This window comes from Methylobacterium sp. CM6244 (assembly GCF_054817885.1).
Genome location: NZ_CM139247.1, coordinates 360,302 through 377,101 on the forward strand (window position 1 = coordinate 360,302; position 16,800 = coordinate 377,101).

At 61.0% G+C, this 16,800-nt stretch carries 9 protein-coding genes and 1 pseudogene; 5 read left to right on the top strand and 5 right to left on the bottom strand.

Going from position 1 to position 16,800, the window contains the following annotated elements; genetic code table 11:
- Positions 1 to 180: 180 nt before the first annotated feature.
- A pseudogene (locus tag ACYQML_RS01675) lies at positions 181 to 669 on the bottom strand (recombinase family protein).
- 653 nt (positions 670 to 1,322) lie between these two features.
- Here ACYQML_RS01675 and ACYQML_RS01680 point away from each other — a divergent pair.
- A complete protein-coding gene (locus ACYQML_RS01680; protein ID WP_461234499.1) occupies positions 1,323 to 3,461 on the top strand; it encodes a sensor domain-containing phosphodiesterase in 2,139 nt (712 codons plus the stop codon).
- A 476-nt stretch (positions 3,462 to 3,937) separates the two neighbouring features.
- Here the strand turns inward: ACYQML_RS01680 and ACYQML_RS01685 are convergent, their stop codons facing one another.
- The 3 genes from ACYQML_RS01685 to ACYQML_RS01695 form a co-directional block, all read right to left on the bottom strand.
- Positions 3,938 to 7,765 (bottom strand): PAS domain S-box protein, encoded by a 3,828-nt coding sequence (locus tag ACYQML_RS01685; RefSeq protein WP_461234500.1) that lies wholly within the window; start codon positions 7,763 to 7,765, stop codon positions 3,938 to 3,940.
- A gap of 572 nt (positions 7,766 to 8,337) precedes the next feature.
- The gene (locus ACYQML_RS01690) at positions 8,338 to 10,428 is read right to left on the bottom strand and encodes a GAF domain-containing protein (protein ID WP_461234501.1); all 2,091 of its coding nucleotides are present in this window, start codon (positions 10,426 to 10,428) and stop codon (positions 8,338 to 8,340) included.
- A 644-nt stretch (positions 10,429 to 11,072) separates the two neighbouring features.
- Positions 11,073 to 12,028 (bottom strand): IS630 family transposase gene (locus ACYQML_RS01695; RefSeq protein WP_461222664.1). Its coding sequence is split into 2 segments (ribosomal slippage): positions 11,073 to 11,677 and positions 11,677 to 12,028, totalling 957 coding nucleotides; the frame shifts between segments, so codons are not numbered across the junction.
- A gap of 547 nt (positions 12,029 to 12,575) precedes the next feature.
- Between ACYQML_RS01695 and ACYQML_RS01700 the strand changes: the two genes are divergently transcribed.
- Together ACYQML_RS01700 and ACYQML_RS01705 are read left to right on the top strand one after the other, a co-directional pair.
- Entirely contained in the window at positions 12,576 to 12,971 is a 396-nt protein-coding gene (locus tag ACYQML_RS01700) for a hypothetical protein (protein ID WP_461234502.1), read from the top strand.
- 434 nt (positions 12,972 to 13,405) lie between these two features.
- A complete protein-coding gene (locus ACYQML_RS01705; protein WP_244478073.1) occupies positions 13,406 to 13,960 on the top strand; it encodes a DUF2059 domain-containing protein in 555 nt (184 codons plus the stop codon).
- Between the two features lie 558 nt (positions 13,961 to 14,518).
- Here the strand turns inward: ACYQML_RS01705 and ACYQML_RS01710 are convergent.
- On the bottom strand, positions 14,519 to 14,749 hold the full coding sequence (locus ACYQML_RS01710; RefSeq protein WP_461234503.1) for a tautomerase family protein: 231 nt from the start codon (positions 14,747 to 14,749) through the stop codon (positions 14,519 to 14,521).
- A 673-nt stretch (positions 14,750 to 15,422) separates the two neighbouring features.
- Between ACYQML_RS01710 and ACYQML_RS01715 the strand changes: the two genes are divergently transcribed.
- Positions 15,423 to 15,632, top strand: a complete 210-nt coding sequence (locus ACYQML_RS01715) for a hypothetical protein (protein WP_461228473.1) — start codon at positions 15,423 to 15,425, stop codon at positions 15,630 to 15,632.
- A 325-nt stretch (positions 15,633 to 15,957) separates the two neighbouring features.
- Complete coding sequence (locus ACYQML_RS01720; RefSeq protein ID WP_461234504.1) at positions 15,958 to 16,731, top strand: GGDEF domain-containing protein; 774 nt, start codon at positions 15,958 to 15,960, stop codon at positions 16,729 to 16,731.
- The last annotated feature ends 69 nt before the right edge of the window (positions 16,732 to 16,800 follow it).

Genomic DNA, 16,800 nt, shown 5'->3' on the forward strand with positions numbered 1-16,800 from the left:
GGAGCAACGGGGCCGCAACAATCGCTGCGGCCCCGTTGCCGACCTTTGACAACGACATGATCCGGTCACGGTCGAGCCGGCACTCACCGATGACACAATGAGAGCCCGGCGAGCCAGGCCGCATCCAGCCAAACAAAGCCGCAAGTGCACTGGTCTATCAAACTTTTGATGGTCGGACTGCTACGGTTCCCGTAGAAAACGGTACACCTGCATGCGGAAGCTGGCCAACTCAGCGGCAATCGCCGCAACACCATTGCCTGCCTCACACAGGGCCTTGATCCGGTCGCTGTCGAGGCGGCGCTTGCCGCCGGTATAAGCACCGTTGATTTTCGCGCGCTCAATGCCCTCGCGCTGGCGCTCCTTGATGAACCACCGTTCCATTCGCGCGACCATGCCGAGTACCGTCAGGACGACGTGGCTTATTGTGGCTCATTTCGCCGCGCGTTGAGATAGGGGGGCAAGCATGATGACAAAGGCCCCGCGCTGCTCGGCCTCGTGAATGAGGTTGAGGACGTTACGGGTGTCGCGCCCAAGGCGGTGGAGGCACGTGGCCATGAGTTCGTTACCGGGTCGAAGGAACTCCAATACGGTCGCCAACTTGGACCGGCCATCGCGGTTGTCACCAGAGACCTTCTCCGAACGGATTACGCCGCAGCCTTCAGCCTTCAGCCTTCAGCCGGGCGACTACTCATCAAGGTCCTGATCGAGTGTGCTGACGTGGGCGTAACCGATGTGGGCTATGATTTGTAACCTCAAGCTTTAGGTCCGAGGCTACCTTGTCACAAATAACCCGTGTCAAACCAGATGTTGCGACGTTTTATGCCAGTCACGTTAAGTCACGCTAGGGTGTACCCCGATGTCACTAGCTAAGCTGACGTTCGTTTTGCACCAACGGCGGAACTCGTCTGCCTGACCGTAAACGAATGTTCCGCATCCGACCCAACCCGGTCACGCGGACCACCGTAGGCGCATCCCAAAAGCCGTCATTCGATGGCCAGCAGGCAACATCGGCTCGGGTAATCAACGGAAGATGGCTCGGTGCACAATCCGTCCGTTCGGCTCAGCAGTCGCTTAACAATATGGGTTATAATATTGAATTAGTGCTATTGTTATAAACCGAACAAACATGGGTTATAAAATTAATATTCGCCGCAAGCAGCGACAAATTGCCCAATGCTTAGAGTGAATACTGGAGATATCTGAGGGCTACCCCCGGTTGATTATTGAGATTTGTCATCGCACGTTGGTTGCGATCGAAATGTGTCGAGATGCCGATGCCTCAGCGTCCTTGTGCATTCCCTGGAACGGGCGACTGCGCGACTTTGCCTGCGTCGACCCGCGACCCGCAGCTTGACGCCATCTGCCGCGTCGCCGCGGCGCTTTTTGGTGTTCGCTATGCATATGTGTCGCAGCTCGACGAAGTGTCTCAAGTTCTGCTCGGCTGCGAAGGCTTGTCGCTCAGTTCATCATCGCGCTCTGACGCACTGTGTGCGCTCACAGCTCTCGAACAGCGCCATACCCCCCTCGTCATCCTCGACACCCTGGCCGATCCCCGCGTCGTCGATAATCCGCACGTCACGGGCAAGCCGCACCTCCGCTTCTATGCCGGCGTGCCGATCTCACTCGACGATGGCCCGGGCGATAGCGCGACCGTCTGCCTGGCCGATACGATGCCGCGGGCGGTGTTCGGCGACGAGGATCGAGAGCGTCTCTCCGATCTCGCCGTCTTCATCGAAGCCGCCCTGCGCGGGCGGATCGCACATCACGTGGCGCATCGCGCGCAACGGCAGGCGGTGGACAGCGAGCGTCGCTTCCGCCTTCTCGCGGACAGCGCCAATGACATCTTCGTCCTCTGCGACCTCGACATGCGTCGCACCTACGCGTCCGCCGCGGTACGACACGTTCTCGGTTACGCACCCGAGGAGCTGATCGGCGCGAAGGCCTTCAGCCTGATCCACCCCGACGATGCTCACACCTTCGCCGAGCACTGGGCGCAGGTGCGGGTCGGGATCGGTGAGCGACCGACCTGTTGCGTCCGGTACCAGCACAAAGACGGCCACCACGTGTGGATCGAAGCATCCGTGAGCCTGCTCCACGACGCGGATGTGGGCAGCCCCTCTGGCTACGTCGCCGTCCTGCGCGATGTGTCGGCGCGTCGGGAAGCGGAGGACCGGGTCCGGTACCTAGCCCTGCACGACACTTTGACCGGCTTGCCCAACCGCGCCTTGTTCCACGACCGTCTGAACCAAGCCATCGCTCAAACAGCACGAACGCGCAGCCCGTCCGCCGTGCTCGCCTGTGACCTCGACCGATTCAAAGCAATCAACGACAGTCTGGGTCACCCGGCCGGTGATGCTCTGCTGCGCGAGGTGGCCGAGCGGATGCGATCGGTCTTGCAACCCTACGACACCGTCGCTCGCCTCGGCGGCGACGAGTTCGCGATCGTGCTGGCCTATCTCGACGAGCCCTGCGCCGCAGCTTGTCTCGCTGAGCGGCTGATCGCCGCCGTGGGAGCACCCTTTCACCTCGACGGGCAGATCGTTGAAGTTGGCGTCAGGGTCGGATTCACCATCGCCACAGAGCGCGACAGGGATGCGGACGAGTTGTTCAAGCGGGCAGATATGGCGCTTTACGAAGCCAAGGCCGGCGGCCGCAACACGTACCGTATCTTCCGCCCGGATGTCGGAGCACGCGTCTCGACCCGCGGGCAACTCGGGCTCGACATGAAGGAGGGGGTTCGGCGCGGTGAATTCTACCTCGTCTACCAACCGGTCGTCGATGCCGCCACCGGTGCTGTGGTCAGCCTAGAGGCGCTGATGCGATGGCATCACCCACTTCGTGGTGAGGTCTCGCCCGGGGAATTCATCCCGCTGGCCGAGGAGAACGGCTTGATCGTGCCGCTGGGCGCTTGGGCGTTGCGCGAGGCCTGCCACGAAGCACTGACTTGGCCGGAGACGCTGCGTGTCGGTGTCAACGTATCGGCCGTGCAGTTTCGGAGCGGCCTTGAGGAAGCAGTGCTCACCGCCCTCGCCGACACGGGTCTGCCAGCCAATCGCCTCAAGTTGGAAGTGACCGAGAGCGTTCTGATGCAGGATGGGGACGCGGTGATCGCCAGTCTCCATCGACTGCGATCCCTCGGCGTGGTCGTCGCGTTGGACGATTTCGGCACGGGGTACTCATCGTTGGGCTATCTGCGTCGCTTTCCCTTCGACAAGATCAAGATCGACAAATCGTTTATCCGCGACATCGACGATCCTGACGCAGCCGCTATCGTGAGGGCGGTGGTCAGTATCGGCGAGCGACTCGGTATGGGCATCGTCGCTGAGGGTGTTGAGACCGCAGAGCAGCTAGAGCTGGTGCGTCGCGAGGGCTGCACGCAGGTACAGGGCTTTCTGTTCAGCCGCCCGTTATCGCCACCGGCCGCGCGCGCCTACATCCTTGCTAACCGTGCTCAGCATTAGCGCGTGAAGCACTTTATAGTTCATCGGCCGTTCCTTCTCTTCCCGCATTCGGGCGGGTCGGACACAGTGCGTGAGCCGTGTTGCAAGTGACGTGGGCGACTTGTTCCAGGCTGTGCTCATAGCGAACATTTGCACCGGTGCGCCTATGGATGATGTCCGCTTCAGCGCTATCGCTGTTCGGAAGCGGACCGGCCGAAACCTACCCGATCCGTTCATCACGCGGACTGACGGGGCCCGACCCGACCCAGTCGAAAAGTGGCTCCTAATGGGCGCCGAAAGCAGACGTTGCTGGTATGGATAATCAAATATTGCTTCAAGAGATTCTCAGGATTATGCGTCGAGGGCTTTCTGCACGGATGTAAGAACGCCTTTGTGCAAACATATACGTTTGCGCGCCCGCAGCACACCAGAGAAGGGCTTCTATAATTTGGTACGGAGATGTTTGCGTTTGAGAAGGCGGGCACGGCAGCCAAACATCATGAAGTAGCGGCTTCAAATGCGTCGTCGGCCAAACTATTGCTGGATAGCGAGAGCGGCACATCTGACCCACACCTTGCTCTCTCCATGAGGATTTGCGACGAAGCCTGCGTTTGGCGGCAGAGCGAACGCGTCTGTTCCAGCCAGTTTCGGAACACCGCCAGCCCTTCATGGGCCACGCGCTGCTCATTGAAGCTCTCCAGGGCGCGGCAGGCGTCGGATAGCGCCAAAAAGCCGAGCATACCGGATGAGGTCGCGAGGGTGTGGGCCTCGAAGCGAAGCTGCTCGCGGTCCTCTGCAGAAATACCGCTGGTAAGGAAGCTCCCGGCCATCTCGTCACCGAGTACCTCTAGCAAGTCAGTTAAGCTGTCGGAGCTAATGAGTGCCGAAGCTTCGTCGTAGATCCGTTGGTCAAGAAGGCCGACCTGGGATCCGCCATTGACTGCATCTGACGACGCACCGCCGGTCCCCATAGCAAGCCACTTGTCGATCAGTTGATAGAGTTCTGCACGCTTAAACGGCTTGCCGATGTGGTCGTCCATGCCAGCTTCGCGGAAGGCCTGAACCTGATCCGCGAGCACATTGGCGGTCATGGCAATGATAGGAATCGTCGATGCAGCATCGCCGAGAGCCCGGATGCGCCGCGTCGCCGTCATGCCGTCCATCCCGGCCATCTGCACATCCATTAGCACAAGGTCATAGCGGCTCCGCTTCACTGCCTGGATCGCAGCCCCTCCATCAGCAACCACCTCAACCGTATGGCCCCCGACTTCAAGGACGGCTCGCGCCAGTTCCTGGTTGATTGCATTGTCCTCGACCAGAAGCAGGTGCCCAGAGAGCCGCGCCACTGGTGCGTCCTTGACGAGAGTGATCGTCCGCGCAATCGAGCCGCGCGGTAACAGCACCGAAAACCAGAACGCTGCGCCGACCCCCGTCTCAGAGAGAACACCGATCTCGCCGCCCATGAGGTCCACAAGCTGCTTGCAGATGGCAAGCCCGAGGCCAGTGCCGCCGAAATCCCTCTCGATCGAGCCGTCGACCTGAGAGAAGCGCTTGAACAGGCGGTCCTGCTTGTCTTTGGCGATGCCGATGCCGGTATCGGACACGCTGAAGCGCAGACGCTCACCGGCTTCGGTCGTGCCGACGTGTTGGACGCCTAGGGTGACGGAGCCACGCTGGGTAAACTTGATGGCGTTGTTCAGGAGGTTGAGCAGCACCTGCCGTAGCCGAGCCTCGTCGCCTACCAATCCTTTGGGCAGGGTCGGGTCGATCACCGCCCGGATCTCCAAGCCCTTCTGAACCGCCGCGCCGCGTACGATCGAGAGTCCGTTGTAGATCAGGGCCCGCAGGTCGAAGACCTGCCTATTGAGCTCAATTGCGCCGGCCTCGACCTTGGAGAAGTCGAGGATGTCGTTGACCACCGTAAGCAGGGATGCGCTCGATGTGCGCACCAGCTCGGCGTGTCGCTGCAGGTCCAGAGGCAGGCGGCCGGAGATAATCATCAGGTCGGTGAAGCCGATGATGCCGTTGAGCGGTGTGCGGATTTCGTGGCTCATTGCCGCCAGGAACTCAGTCTTGGCTTTACTCGCGCGCTCGGCAGTGGCTCTGGCGTCGGCCAGTGCCTGGCCTTGCGCTCGGCGCTCCGAGATGTCGCGGAAGGTCGCGACGATCGTCGGTTCATTCGGCTGGGTGTTCGGAATGCGTCGGAACACCCCCTCGACCCAGATCCAGCCCCGTACCTTGTGCCGTGACCTGTACTCGCACGTGGCTTCCGCCTGACCGCCAACCAGGGAGCGCGTCGTCGCGTAGACCAGGTCGAGGTCGTCCGGGTGAACGTAGTCGCTGAGCCGCATCGCGCCCAGAGCCTCGGGGGTGTAGCCGAGGAGTCGCTCGGAGGCCGGAGAGATGTACGAGCGCCGGCCGCTGTCATGGCCGAGCATGATCAGTTCGCTGGTATTCTCGGCCAATAAGCGGAAGCGCTGCTCACTCTCGCGGATGCGCTGCTCGGCCTCCACACGGGGCGTGATGTTCCGGGTCGAGGCGACGCAGCCGATGGCCTGTCCCATGGCGTCCTGGATGATCCGATAGCCAACCTCGACCCAGACGTAGGTGCCATCCTTGCGCCGGTAGCGCTGGCGCTTCAGCGCCTGAGTTCGCTGGCCGTTCGTGAGGTCGGCAAGCAGGGCGGCGACCTCGGGCTGGTCGTCAGGATGCACCATATCGATGGGCTTCGTCCCGATCAGTTCCTCGGGCTCGTAACCGAGAAGATCTCGACAGGCGGGAGAAACGTAGCGGCGGGTAGTGTGGAGATCGACCTGGACGATCATATCGCTGGTGTGATCAGCTAGGAGCCGGTAGCGAGCCTCGCTCTCAATCACGGCCCGCTCCGTCTGGCGCAGGTCGGTGACGTCCATGATGGTCCCAAAGATGGCCGTCGTAGCGCCGGCGGCATCTTGCTCACACAACCCCCGACAGATGACCTCGCGCGGAACTCCACTGTCGGTCACTATGCCAGCCGAAAAGGAGAAGCTCCGGCCGGTTTCTATCGCCTCTGAGACGCGACGCGCCACCTCGTCCTGGTCGTCCGGATGATAAGCTGCGATCGCTGCTTCGAGGGACGGTGGCCCGTCTCTGGGATCGCGGCCATGAATCCGGAACACTTCGTCGGACCAGAAGACAGTGTGTTCAGGCAGGCCAATACGCCAATGCCCGATATGGGCGATCTGCGCGGCGAGGCTGAGCAACCGGTTAGCCTCCTGCGCCTGACCCTCGGCCCTACGGGCAACGATCTCTTTCTCAGCTAAGGTGTCGTTGGCCAGCGCGAGAGCTGCCCGCTGCCGGCTGCCACGCTCCAATCCCCGTAACAGGATGAGGACACCAGCCACCAACAAAACCGTCACGATAACCCCAGCTACCCTGGCGCGCAGGCGCTCGTCTGCGAGAGGCGCCATGACCTCGTTGAGAGACTTGCCGACGTTGACGACGAGCGGCAGCGACCCGACGGAGCGGTGGCCGTAGATGCGAGTGACGTGATCGTACGGGCTCGTCATCTGGAACGAACCTGAGGTGTTCGGCTGGAAGAGATCGCTGGGCAGGCCGACGGCGCGGGTGTTGATTTCGTACATGCCGGCGATCTGCGGCGAGCGGGCACGCATGAACCCGTCCTTGCCGATCAGGGCGATGCTGCCCTGCGCCCCAAGATTGAAAGCCTTGAACTGGCTGGCCAGGTAGGCCGGGTCGATCGAGGTGACGATGACGCCCGCGAAGCGTCCGTCGGGATGGTTGAGCCGCCGCGCCGTCTGGATGAGGTCGGCGCCGCTGAACCGACCTTTCATCGTCCGATCGATGTAGAGGCCCTGATCGGGATTGGCAGAGAGGACCTGGAAGTAGGCTCTGTCGCGGACGTTGACGCGCGGCAGGCTGGGCGGCGGCGGCGTGCGCGAGGCGAGGAAATCTCCACGTTCGTCGAATAGGGAGATCTGGTGCGCAACGTGATTGAGCGAGGTCGCGCGGCGGATCCAGGCGGCGAAGTCGAAGGTCTCCGGGTCGCGAAAGTGATCCTCTGCGATGAAGCGCATGACCTGGTCGATGCCGACAAGGAGGCGCTCGACATGCTGCTCGACCCCGATCGACAGGTTCACAACGTCTCGGGTCGCCTGGTCCTGGACGGACTGTTCGCGCAGGCGCAAGTGGTAGGAGAGGCCGACCCAGACGAGGGCGACCATCAGCAATCCAGCCGCGAGAACAAAGATCTGGAAGGCGTCCCTCGCCGGTCGTGGCTTCTGAACCACGTCCCCGGATTGCCCCTGATACAAGGTGGTCGACATAGGGCAGTCCGATACTGAGCCAGCGGCCACCCGCCCGTACGCAGCCTGACCGCGTCAGACCGTTGGTTCGCGTGGTCTCAGGAGCTAGGATCGTGAATGATCGGTAAAATCCAATCACTTCTATCGACTTGGTCAGTTGGCAATTCGGTGTTGCAAAGGAGGAACACGTCTGCTCTGTATTTTATATTTCCCAAAGCAGACCGGCAGAAACCCACCCAACTCGGTCGTGACCGGACCAGCCGCTGTCGACCCGACCCAGCCACCCGAACAGCCTTGGACCCTTCTCCGAAGCGGCCATTCGTCAGCCTTCCGGCAACTTCGGCTCGGGGTGGTGACCAGACGTTGGCCATTCCACCCGAAGCGGACGTTCTGCCTGCGACCAGTTTCACTGGACAAGCTAGTCCGCGAGGCTGCCAGAACCGAAAATCAACCGAAGCGATGCCGAGAACCGTTCTGCCTTTATCGGCACCTCGCATCTTTGCGGCAGGCATGGGGAAAGAGGCGGTTCACGGTCTTATGAGTTCAGTTACCTAGTACGCGTCATCGCATGGCGTCCGGGAAGGCCACATCTCTCAGGTTGATTTGGTGGACATCCGCCGCTTGCCTTGGACGACGCGGCGAAGCACGCGTGAGACCTGATCTGCAGAGTAAGGTTTGCTTAATAGATCGAAGCCATACGTTCCGTCGCGCGCGAGGACGTGACTATAACCCGAGGCTAGGATCACCGGCAGGTCAGGCAGTTTGCTCCGCAGAACCTTAGCGAGTTCGATGCCACCCATGCCAGGCATCACGACGTCCGAGAACACGACGTCGAAGTCGGCCCCGTTAGGTCCGAGTCTGTCGAGAGCATCCTCAGCGTTGGTTGCCCAGGTCGTTTCGTAGCCCAGATCCTGCAGGATCTGCGTCGCGAAACGTCCAACCTCTATGTTGTCCTCCACCACTAACACCCGCTGGCCGGCACCACCCGGTTCAAATGAGACAGTCTCGACTTCCTGCTCTTCTGAAGAAGCCATAGCAGCGACTTGCGGCAGATAGAGCGTGAAGGTCGTGCCGTAACCGGGAGAGCTCTCGAAGGTGACGTCCCCGCCCGACTGCTTGGAGAAGCCAAAGACTTGGGACAGCCCAAGGCCTGTGCCCTTGCCGACGTCCTTGGTTGTGAAGAATGGCTCGAACACCCGAGCCTGAACTTCTTGAGCAATGCCGCAGCCGGTATCCTGAAGCGATATCGCGGCGAACGGACCTGGTGAACCAGCATGGCCCCGGATCGGTGGCAGGGGCGAGCCGCACGCCAGCCGTAGCGTCAGGGTTCCTTCACCATCCATTGCATCTCGCGCGTTCACCGCCATGTTCACCAGGGCGGTTTCAAACTGGCTGACATCGACCTCAATGAAGCAGGGCCGTACCGGCAGTTCGGTCACGACGCGGATGCGGGCGCCCGTAATCGTCCCAATCAGATCAGCCAGGGCATGCAGCCGTGCACCGACGTTGACCGTCACGGGTTTGAGCGTCTGGCGACGGGCGAACGCGAGAAGCTGACTTGTCAGCTTGGACGCGCGCTCGACCGTGTCGGAGACGGCGTTCAGATAACGGTTCCTACGCTCTTCAGGCAGGTTGGGGCGAAGCAGGAAATCTACAGATGAGCGGATGATGGTCAGCAAGTTGTTGAAGTCATGCGCTACCCCACCTGTGAGCTGTCCGACGGCCTCCAGCTTCTGTGATTGCCTCAAAACCTCTTCCGTCTCGAAGAGCCGCGAGGTGCGCTCCTCCACGCGCTGCTCAAGCGTTGTGTTCAAGGCTTCGAGGTCATCAACCGCCTCGCGCAGCGCCGCCACGGCCCGGACACGCTCAATGTGCGCCCAGGAACGCTCCGTTACCTCGCTGATCAGTGCAAGCTCGTAGTCCGTCCACACGCGTGGCACACGATCATGGATGGCCATCAGCGCGATCAGTCGGCCGTCCCTGACCAAGGGCATGCAGATCGTGGCTGCGATGCCGATAGCCTGGAACGTGGCTGCCTCCCCGGGGGCCAACTCATCCAAGTTGTCGTGAATGACCAGCGGCCTGCCCGCCCCTAGGTCCTCGACGGCCCGCCGCCCGAAGTCCGCGAGACTGTAATGCCCGACAATACTCAGGGCCCCTTCGGCTGCCCAATCCCCCCGGATGGTGAAGCCATCCTCGTCCGGGTCCATGTCCGCATAGGCGCAGTTGGACAATCCAAGATGCTCGGCCACCATGCGTGTGGTCGTCGCGAGAATGTCGTCGGCATCGGTGCTGTTGGCAGCTTCCTTTCCCAGACGGTCGAGAAACCTGAGTCGTGCCTCGTTCTCGCGGAGAGCAGCTTCGGCCTGGACCCGCCCAGTCGTCTCGGCGCAGGTGCAGAACATGCCTGCGACCGTACCCCGCTCGTCGCGCACCGGTGAGTAGGAAAACGTGAACCAAGTCGCCTCGTCGTAGCCATGCCGGTTCATGGTCAGTGGCATGTTCTCGGACCATGTCGCTTCGCCCGACATTGCTTGTTTGATCAGAGGAGCGATGTCAGGCCAGATCTCCGGCCAGATGTCATGGAAGCGATTTCCGAGTGCGGCCGGATGCTTGTCGCCGAGGATCTCCGCATAGGGATCGTTGTAAAGGAAGCCGAGTTCTGGCCCGAAGGCCACGAACATCGGGAACCGCGATCCCAGCATCAGGCTCACAGTTGAGCGAAGACAGGAGGGCCATGTATTGGGACGCCCAAGCGGCGAGCCAGACCACTCATGCGAGCGCATGATTGCGCCCATTTTGCCACCGCCTGCGAGGAAGAAGGGGAACCCGTCGGAAGCGTTCTCAGGCATGGGGCAGAAGCAAGCTCGGATGCCGACGTTCCGAAACGTCGTATGGGCTGGTCGTTCGGGTCACGTTTCGGTTACCGTGCCTGTACCTGAGGGTAGAACATCGCACAGCGCAAGGTCGCCTAGCGTCGGCGAACGGAAGGTCCTTATCCGTACAAACGTTTGCGGTGGCGCCGGCGATTGGACAGCCCGGCAATTGATCCGCGACGTCCGTTCTATTCCGCATGGAACTGCGGTCCGCCTCCTCCACGTCACGTGCCCCGAACTGGGGATAACGCCAGAGCGCACTGGATCAGACGCGCATCAAGCTGCCGATAAGCGGATCTTTCCAGGGTCTGCGAGGGGTCGTGACCGGTCTCCGCGGCTATGTCCCCTTCGATGCATCCGCCGTCCGGAAGCGGAAGGGCAGAAAGCCACCCATCTCGGGCGTTCAGGGCGGATGCAATCCGTCAGACATTGACCACTAGAGTTGTGCCCGCTCAGCTTGGATCATAGGCATCGTATCCAGCGGCGGTGAGATAGTTGCGGCACTCGTTCGGCCGGAAGGCAGAGAAAGCCTCTCGAATGGCGATGGTCAGGTCGTCGGCGGTTCGCGCTGCGGCGGTCCGAAGGAGGGCTTTGACCTTGGCAAAGACTTGCTCGATGGGATTGAACTCGGGACTGTAGGGCGGGAGGTAGAGAACTCGTGCGCCGACCGCCTCGATGGCCTCGCGCACCCCAGCGACCTTGTGGGCGTTCAGGTTGTCGAGGATGACGGTATCGCCGGGCTTGAGCACCGGAGCCAGGGTGTCGGTGACGTAGGCCCGGAAGCGCATACCATTCGTGGCTCCATCGAAGACGGTTCTGGCGATCAGTCCCGTGGCGCGCAGGGCGGCGGTGATGGTAGTGGTCTTGTAGTGCCCGTGAGGCACGGCGATCCGGCAGCGTTCGCCGCGCGGAGCACGACCATAGCGGCGGGCCATCTTGGTCGTGGCGGCCGTCTCGTCGAGGAAGACCAAGCGATCCGGATCGAGATCGGGTTGGCGCTCGAACCAGTCCTCGCGTGCGGCCTTCACATCCGGCCGCTCCTGCTCGGCCGCGTGGACAGCCCCTTTTTACGGGTGATCCCATGCCGGGCGAAGAAGCGTGACAGGCTGCTCGTGCTTGCCCGGACGCCCCGTTCCGAGAGCCTGTCGCGCAGTTCCCGCAGGAAAGAGAGCGGGTGCTCTTCGTAGATCCGAAGGATCAGGGTCGCCTGCGCTTCCAGGCGCTGCGAGTTGCGGTCGCCGCCCATGGGCCTGGGCGCGATCCGCCCGTCCTGCCGAAAGCGCTCGTGCCAACGGATCGCGCTGGCTGCCCCGACCCCGAAGCGTTTGGCAGCCTGACGCCGCGATGCACCTGCTTCAATCGCGGCGACCACACGCTCGCGCAGATCGACCGACAGGGCTGACGGCATGGCAATCCTCCCTCATAAGCCCGTCCAGTGAATCACACGCCAGCCAGATCGCCTACCCCAAGCGATTCAACCCGCCAGGGCACGGCTCTAGATAGCCGACGCTCAGACGCAGGCGAACCGGATGGGCACTCCATGTCCCAGGCGGCGCGCGGCACCTCGCGGCTTTTCTAGGCTGGGAAGCGGCTCGGCGACACGACGAAGAACGTTAGTTCCTTCACCTGCGCCATTACAGAAGCCGCCGCGTCGGCTGCCGCTGCCGCATGTTTCGGCACCAGGTCTCCGTGCCCAGCGGCGGGCGGAGGTGGTGGCGATGCGTCTCCGCCGACGGCTCCTCTACTCGCGAGCCGGGTTGCTCCGACGATCCTCCCGCCAGCGTCTTCCCCCTCACCGGCCCCTACGTCCCAGAACTATACCTTCACCGCCGGTACCCAGCAGAACGCCGCGCGTATGGCGAGCCTGCTTCAGGCCGCACGTGTCGCCTCTGCGTAGTTTGGGCAGGAGGCATCGAACACTGCCACGAAGCTCCGTGAAGCGAGTGGGGCCGCAAATGACCTTGAAGGCACCGCCAGCGGCATCAAAAATCTGGCGACTACCCTGTGTCACCCTAGCTGCCAATGCGTCTTTATTCGCCTCCCTGCGAAAAGAGGTTGCCCGCCCGGGCACGGCCCTAGCCTCCACCGCGGACCGCGGAACCTATCGGGCGCAGCTCACCAGCCTCAATGCCTCGCTTGTCCAGCTTCAGGGCGACTATCGGAAGGTGATCGCGCTCGGCATCTTCATGCTGGTCGCGGCACCGAACATCATTGGCGTCGGCGTGCCGAAATGGACACGGTTCCGGATCGGGCTGGCCTGGGCAAATGCGGTCGGCGTCGTCGCGGGATTGGTCGCTTTGTCGCCCGACCTAAATTGGGTGGCTGAAGGACTTCGACCGGTGCTTTGCTAAGAAGCGGCCTGCCAGCGACCTCCGCCAACGCCCGGCACACCCCGTGCATGGCGCTGAGGGAGCTTGTCCTCCCTCATGCTTCTCTGAACAACTGACCCGCCCGGCTCACGCTGCGGCGGGTTTTTTCGTATGGTGCCCGCGACCCAAATACCTAAGTACTGGATTTCACTTTTCGCATAGGGGGTATGCTGCTAGGGAGGGGCTCCTAAAAAGAAGGGCCGCCCCGAAGAGCGACCCGAGTCTAGGGAGGAAACGCCCAAAAGGGCTGCCGAAACGCGACGCCATCGCGTTCCCGCAATGTGACAATGCATCGAATGCTAGATGGCCTCAAGCCTCTGGCCTTGGAGACCGACCTTGCCCGCCCGGCTGACGCCGCGGCGGGTTTTTCGTTTGGATCGCCCTACCTCTGCAGTTCCACAACTGGAGGAAACCTCTTGCAGAATCGTATCGGCCGTTTGGGCCCCCTAATCGCAGGCCTTTCCCTGTGCATTCCGCTCGCATCGGAAGCGCTTGCCCAAGCAGCAGCGCCAGCGGCCAAGCCTGCTGCAACGGCGGCACAAGATCCGGCGACGCTAAAGGTGGCACGTGAGGTCGTGACCCAGATGCAGGGGGATCGCGCGACTACGCTATCCTCAATGGCCGCCCCCATGGCCGGCATGATGCAGCAGATGGGAATCAAGGAAGCTGATCGGGCTCAGGTCATCGTTCAAGAGGCCGTACTTCCAATGTTGACGGCCCATTACGACGAGCTCCTCGATATCCAGGCACGCAGCTTCGCAGGTGTCCTCAGCAAAGAGGATCTGCAGGCGGTGGGGACGTTCTATGCCTCTCCGGCTGGCCGCCGCCTTGCCGCAGCACAACCCCAGCTAGTTCAGGCTCAGATGGCCGGCACGACACAGTGGATGCAGGGCCTGATGCCCGAGATGCAGACGAAGATCGTGCAGATCATCAAAGCGAAGGGATGGGGGCCTGGCGACAAGCCCAAATAATGGCTCTCGTTAGGGCTATAGTGCTCTGAGTAATCATGACCCGTCGGCTGAGGCCGCGCGGGGGCTTTTCATGCGGCACTGGTCCACCCGACGCGCTACCCCGTGTGCCGGTCGTCCCGAGAGCACAATATGACTCTGCCCGGCGAAAGCCGGAGCGGGATATTTTCTTTGGACTCGGTACATGCCTTTCCGGCGGTCGGTCTCCTTGATAGAAAAGCACCGTGAATTCACAAGATCCACCTCGGTCGGGGCCTTGGCATTTGACAATCGCCGCGACTGCTTTCGGGAAGCATTAGGCCGATGACTGAGCAAACCCCACCGGTCCGTTCACCTGATGCTGAAGCGAAGCGAAGCGCGCGAGTTCAGGCAACTAAGGAAGGACGAGCCAAAATTCGCGCAGCATTGCGTAAAGCGAAGCGCGCGGACGAGGAAGCTCAGAACGAGTGTAACTCGGACGGGACTTAGCTATTTACGGCCCGATCGGGGCGTACAGATGAATTTCTGCAAGAACGGTTATTAACCTGCCCGGCTCACGCCGCGGGTAGTTTTTGGTTTTGACTAGGGCGCCTTAAACTGTCGTGCCGCTTTCTTGACGGTAAGGCGGCGAATTGCGGTGAGTTGCCATTCAGACGTGCCGGTAGTCGAGGTCGTCCCTTCAGCGGCAACCTCTCGCAAGATCACCTCGAAACTCTCCCTCGAAACACCGAGGCTCTCGGCTAATGCCTTAAAGCCTTGAAGTGCCGCGACATAAGCGGCGTGTTTCAACTCTTCGTCGTATCCGGTCACCATCCGTTCAGTGCAGTAGCAGCCGGCTCTTAATTTTTCTTCTCAAGCCCCGCCGCTGTCATGGCGCGCCGGGCTTTTTGTTCTCGCCGCCTGGAACGCCTGCCCTAAGGGTCGGCCTGGGCGGGGCTGCCTGCAAATTTGATTGGTTGGCACAAGCGATGCCATAATAGATTGAAATATTGTATTCACTTTTGAAACCTAGATGATCCGCCTGCCGTACCAGCGCGCATGATGAATGCGAAAGCACGCCCGAGGCCCGTCCCTTTCTTATCGGTTACAGCTAGTCGCCTCTATGCCGCTGACGAAGCCTGGGCCACAGAGCTAGCGGCACGGTTTGGTGACGAGATGGTCAATGCAATCTCGGCCCAACCAGAGGGCCGTGGGGAAGAGGGAACCAGACTTCGCGCGCTTTACGATGCCCGAAGCCGTGCCCTGAGTGATTGGCAGCGCGTCCGAGGTCTGAGGTAGCGTTACGAACGCCCCTTTACCAATCGACTTCCCAATCTCAGCGTCTCAGCATTACGTCCGGCCGCCGGTCGTTCAGGAACGCGCTTAAGCCCTCGTTAACCATTCCCCCGGCATCTTTCGGACTACGCCCGGAGGCCACCATGACGCTCACCGTTTTCGATCCGATCTCGGGCAAGCTGGTGACGATCGAGGTGCCGGTCAGGAAGCCATGTCCCTGAGCCTCTACCGCATTGGACCTGACGAGCATCACCTAATCCAGGCTGGCGAGGTCGTCGGCAATCTGGCGCGAGAGGAAGGCAAGTGGAGTTGGCGGGTGTCGCCGCTTGAGGACGCCGGGACGATCCGGCAGCGTCTTTTCAGATCGTTCGACGCGGCGTTGGAGTGGCTGGGCCTGCCCGCTCTGGCTGAGCCGGTCTAAGGTTATCCGGGAACTGATGGTGAAAACGCTTGCTGCTGAGCGAGCGGACAAGTCCAAGATTTGATAGTTGAAGCAAAGAAGTATGGCCCGGACGGATTGCGGCACGCCACTCGTTTGCGTTCTCAAACCGGAACGAAGGACACGGTAAGTCTACCCCCATCCCACGTGAGGCCAGTCATCGAGCTTCTGAACCGCCTTTAGAGAGGCGCCAGAAACCAGACAAGCGGGGAGGACATTAATTGAACGTTGACGCTAAATCTGAGGTATTGATTCAGCCTGTCGCCTTAGGCGTAAGCGCCGTACCGCTTCAAAGTGTATGTATGTCATGCCGCTTATCCGCAACCCTCTTAAAAAGCTACGCATTGCGTCGAAGCGTGATCTTCAATTTTATATGATCCGAACGACAGCCTTCTGCATTGGCGTCGCGCTTCTCTTCGATGTGGTTCAGCAGCTTGTATTTTTTCAGAGCTGGACATCCGCAGTTCGGTCTTGGGTCATCACCGTTGTAGTTGTAATCGTCGTTGCCGCTCCCGTCACAAGAGCTATCGGCAAAGCGCACTTAGCACTTTTCAGGGCAAGCCAGACCGACCCGTTAACTGGGCTGCTGAATCGGCGGGCCCTTCTCGAAGATGTTGAGGAGCGCTCGACGCTGATGGCACTTATGATCGTCGATATAGATCATTTTAAATCAGTGAACGATAATCACGGCCATTTGGTTGGCGATCAAGTTCTTCGTGTCGTAGCCGAAATTATGCAGCGCGAGCTCGGCGCCATTGGACGAATTGGGCGACTTGGAGGCGAAGAGTTCGCGCTGATCACCGACGGTTGCTACGAACGAAGCCTGCTTCAGCGACTTGACGAATTCCGGGAAACCATAGCTCGAACACTCGTCCATGCTGGCTCGGCCGTCGTATCAGTTACCATCTCAGCAGGTGTTGCAACCCGCACGCCAGATCAGCCCTTTCAGGCGCTATTCATTGAAGCAGATCAGGCACTCTATCGTGCTAAGGCGGCGGGCCGTAACCGCATCGTGGTCGCGCCCACTAGAAACTTTACAAGTGACGACGGGCATCAAAAGCAGTTGGCGTCAATCCGCTGACCGGTAGTGAAGATTGGAAATCTTCCGATCAAATCTGATCGCGTTTTGCGCGCCTCCGCTCCAAGATTA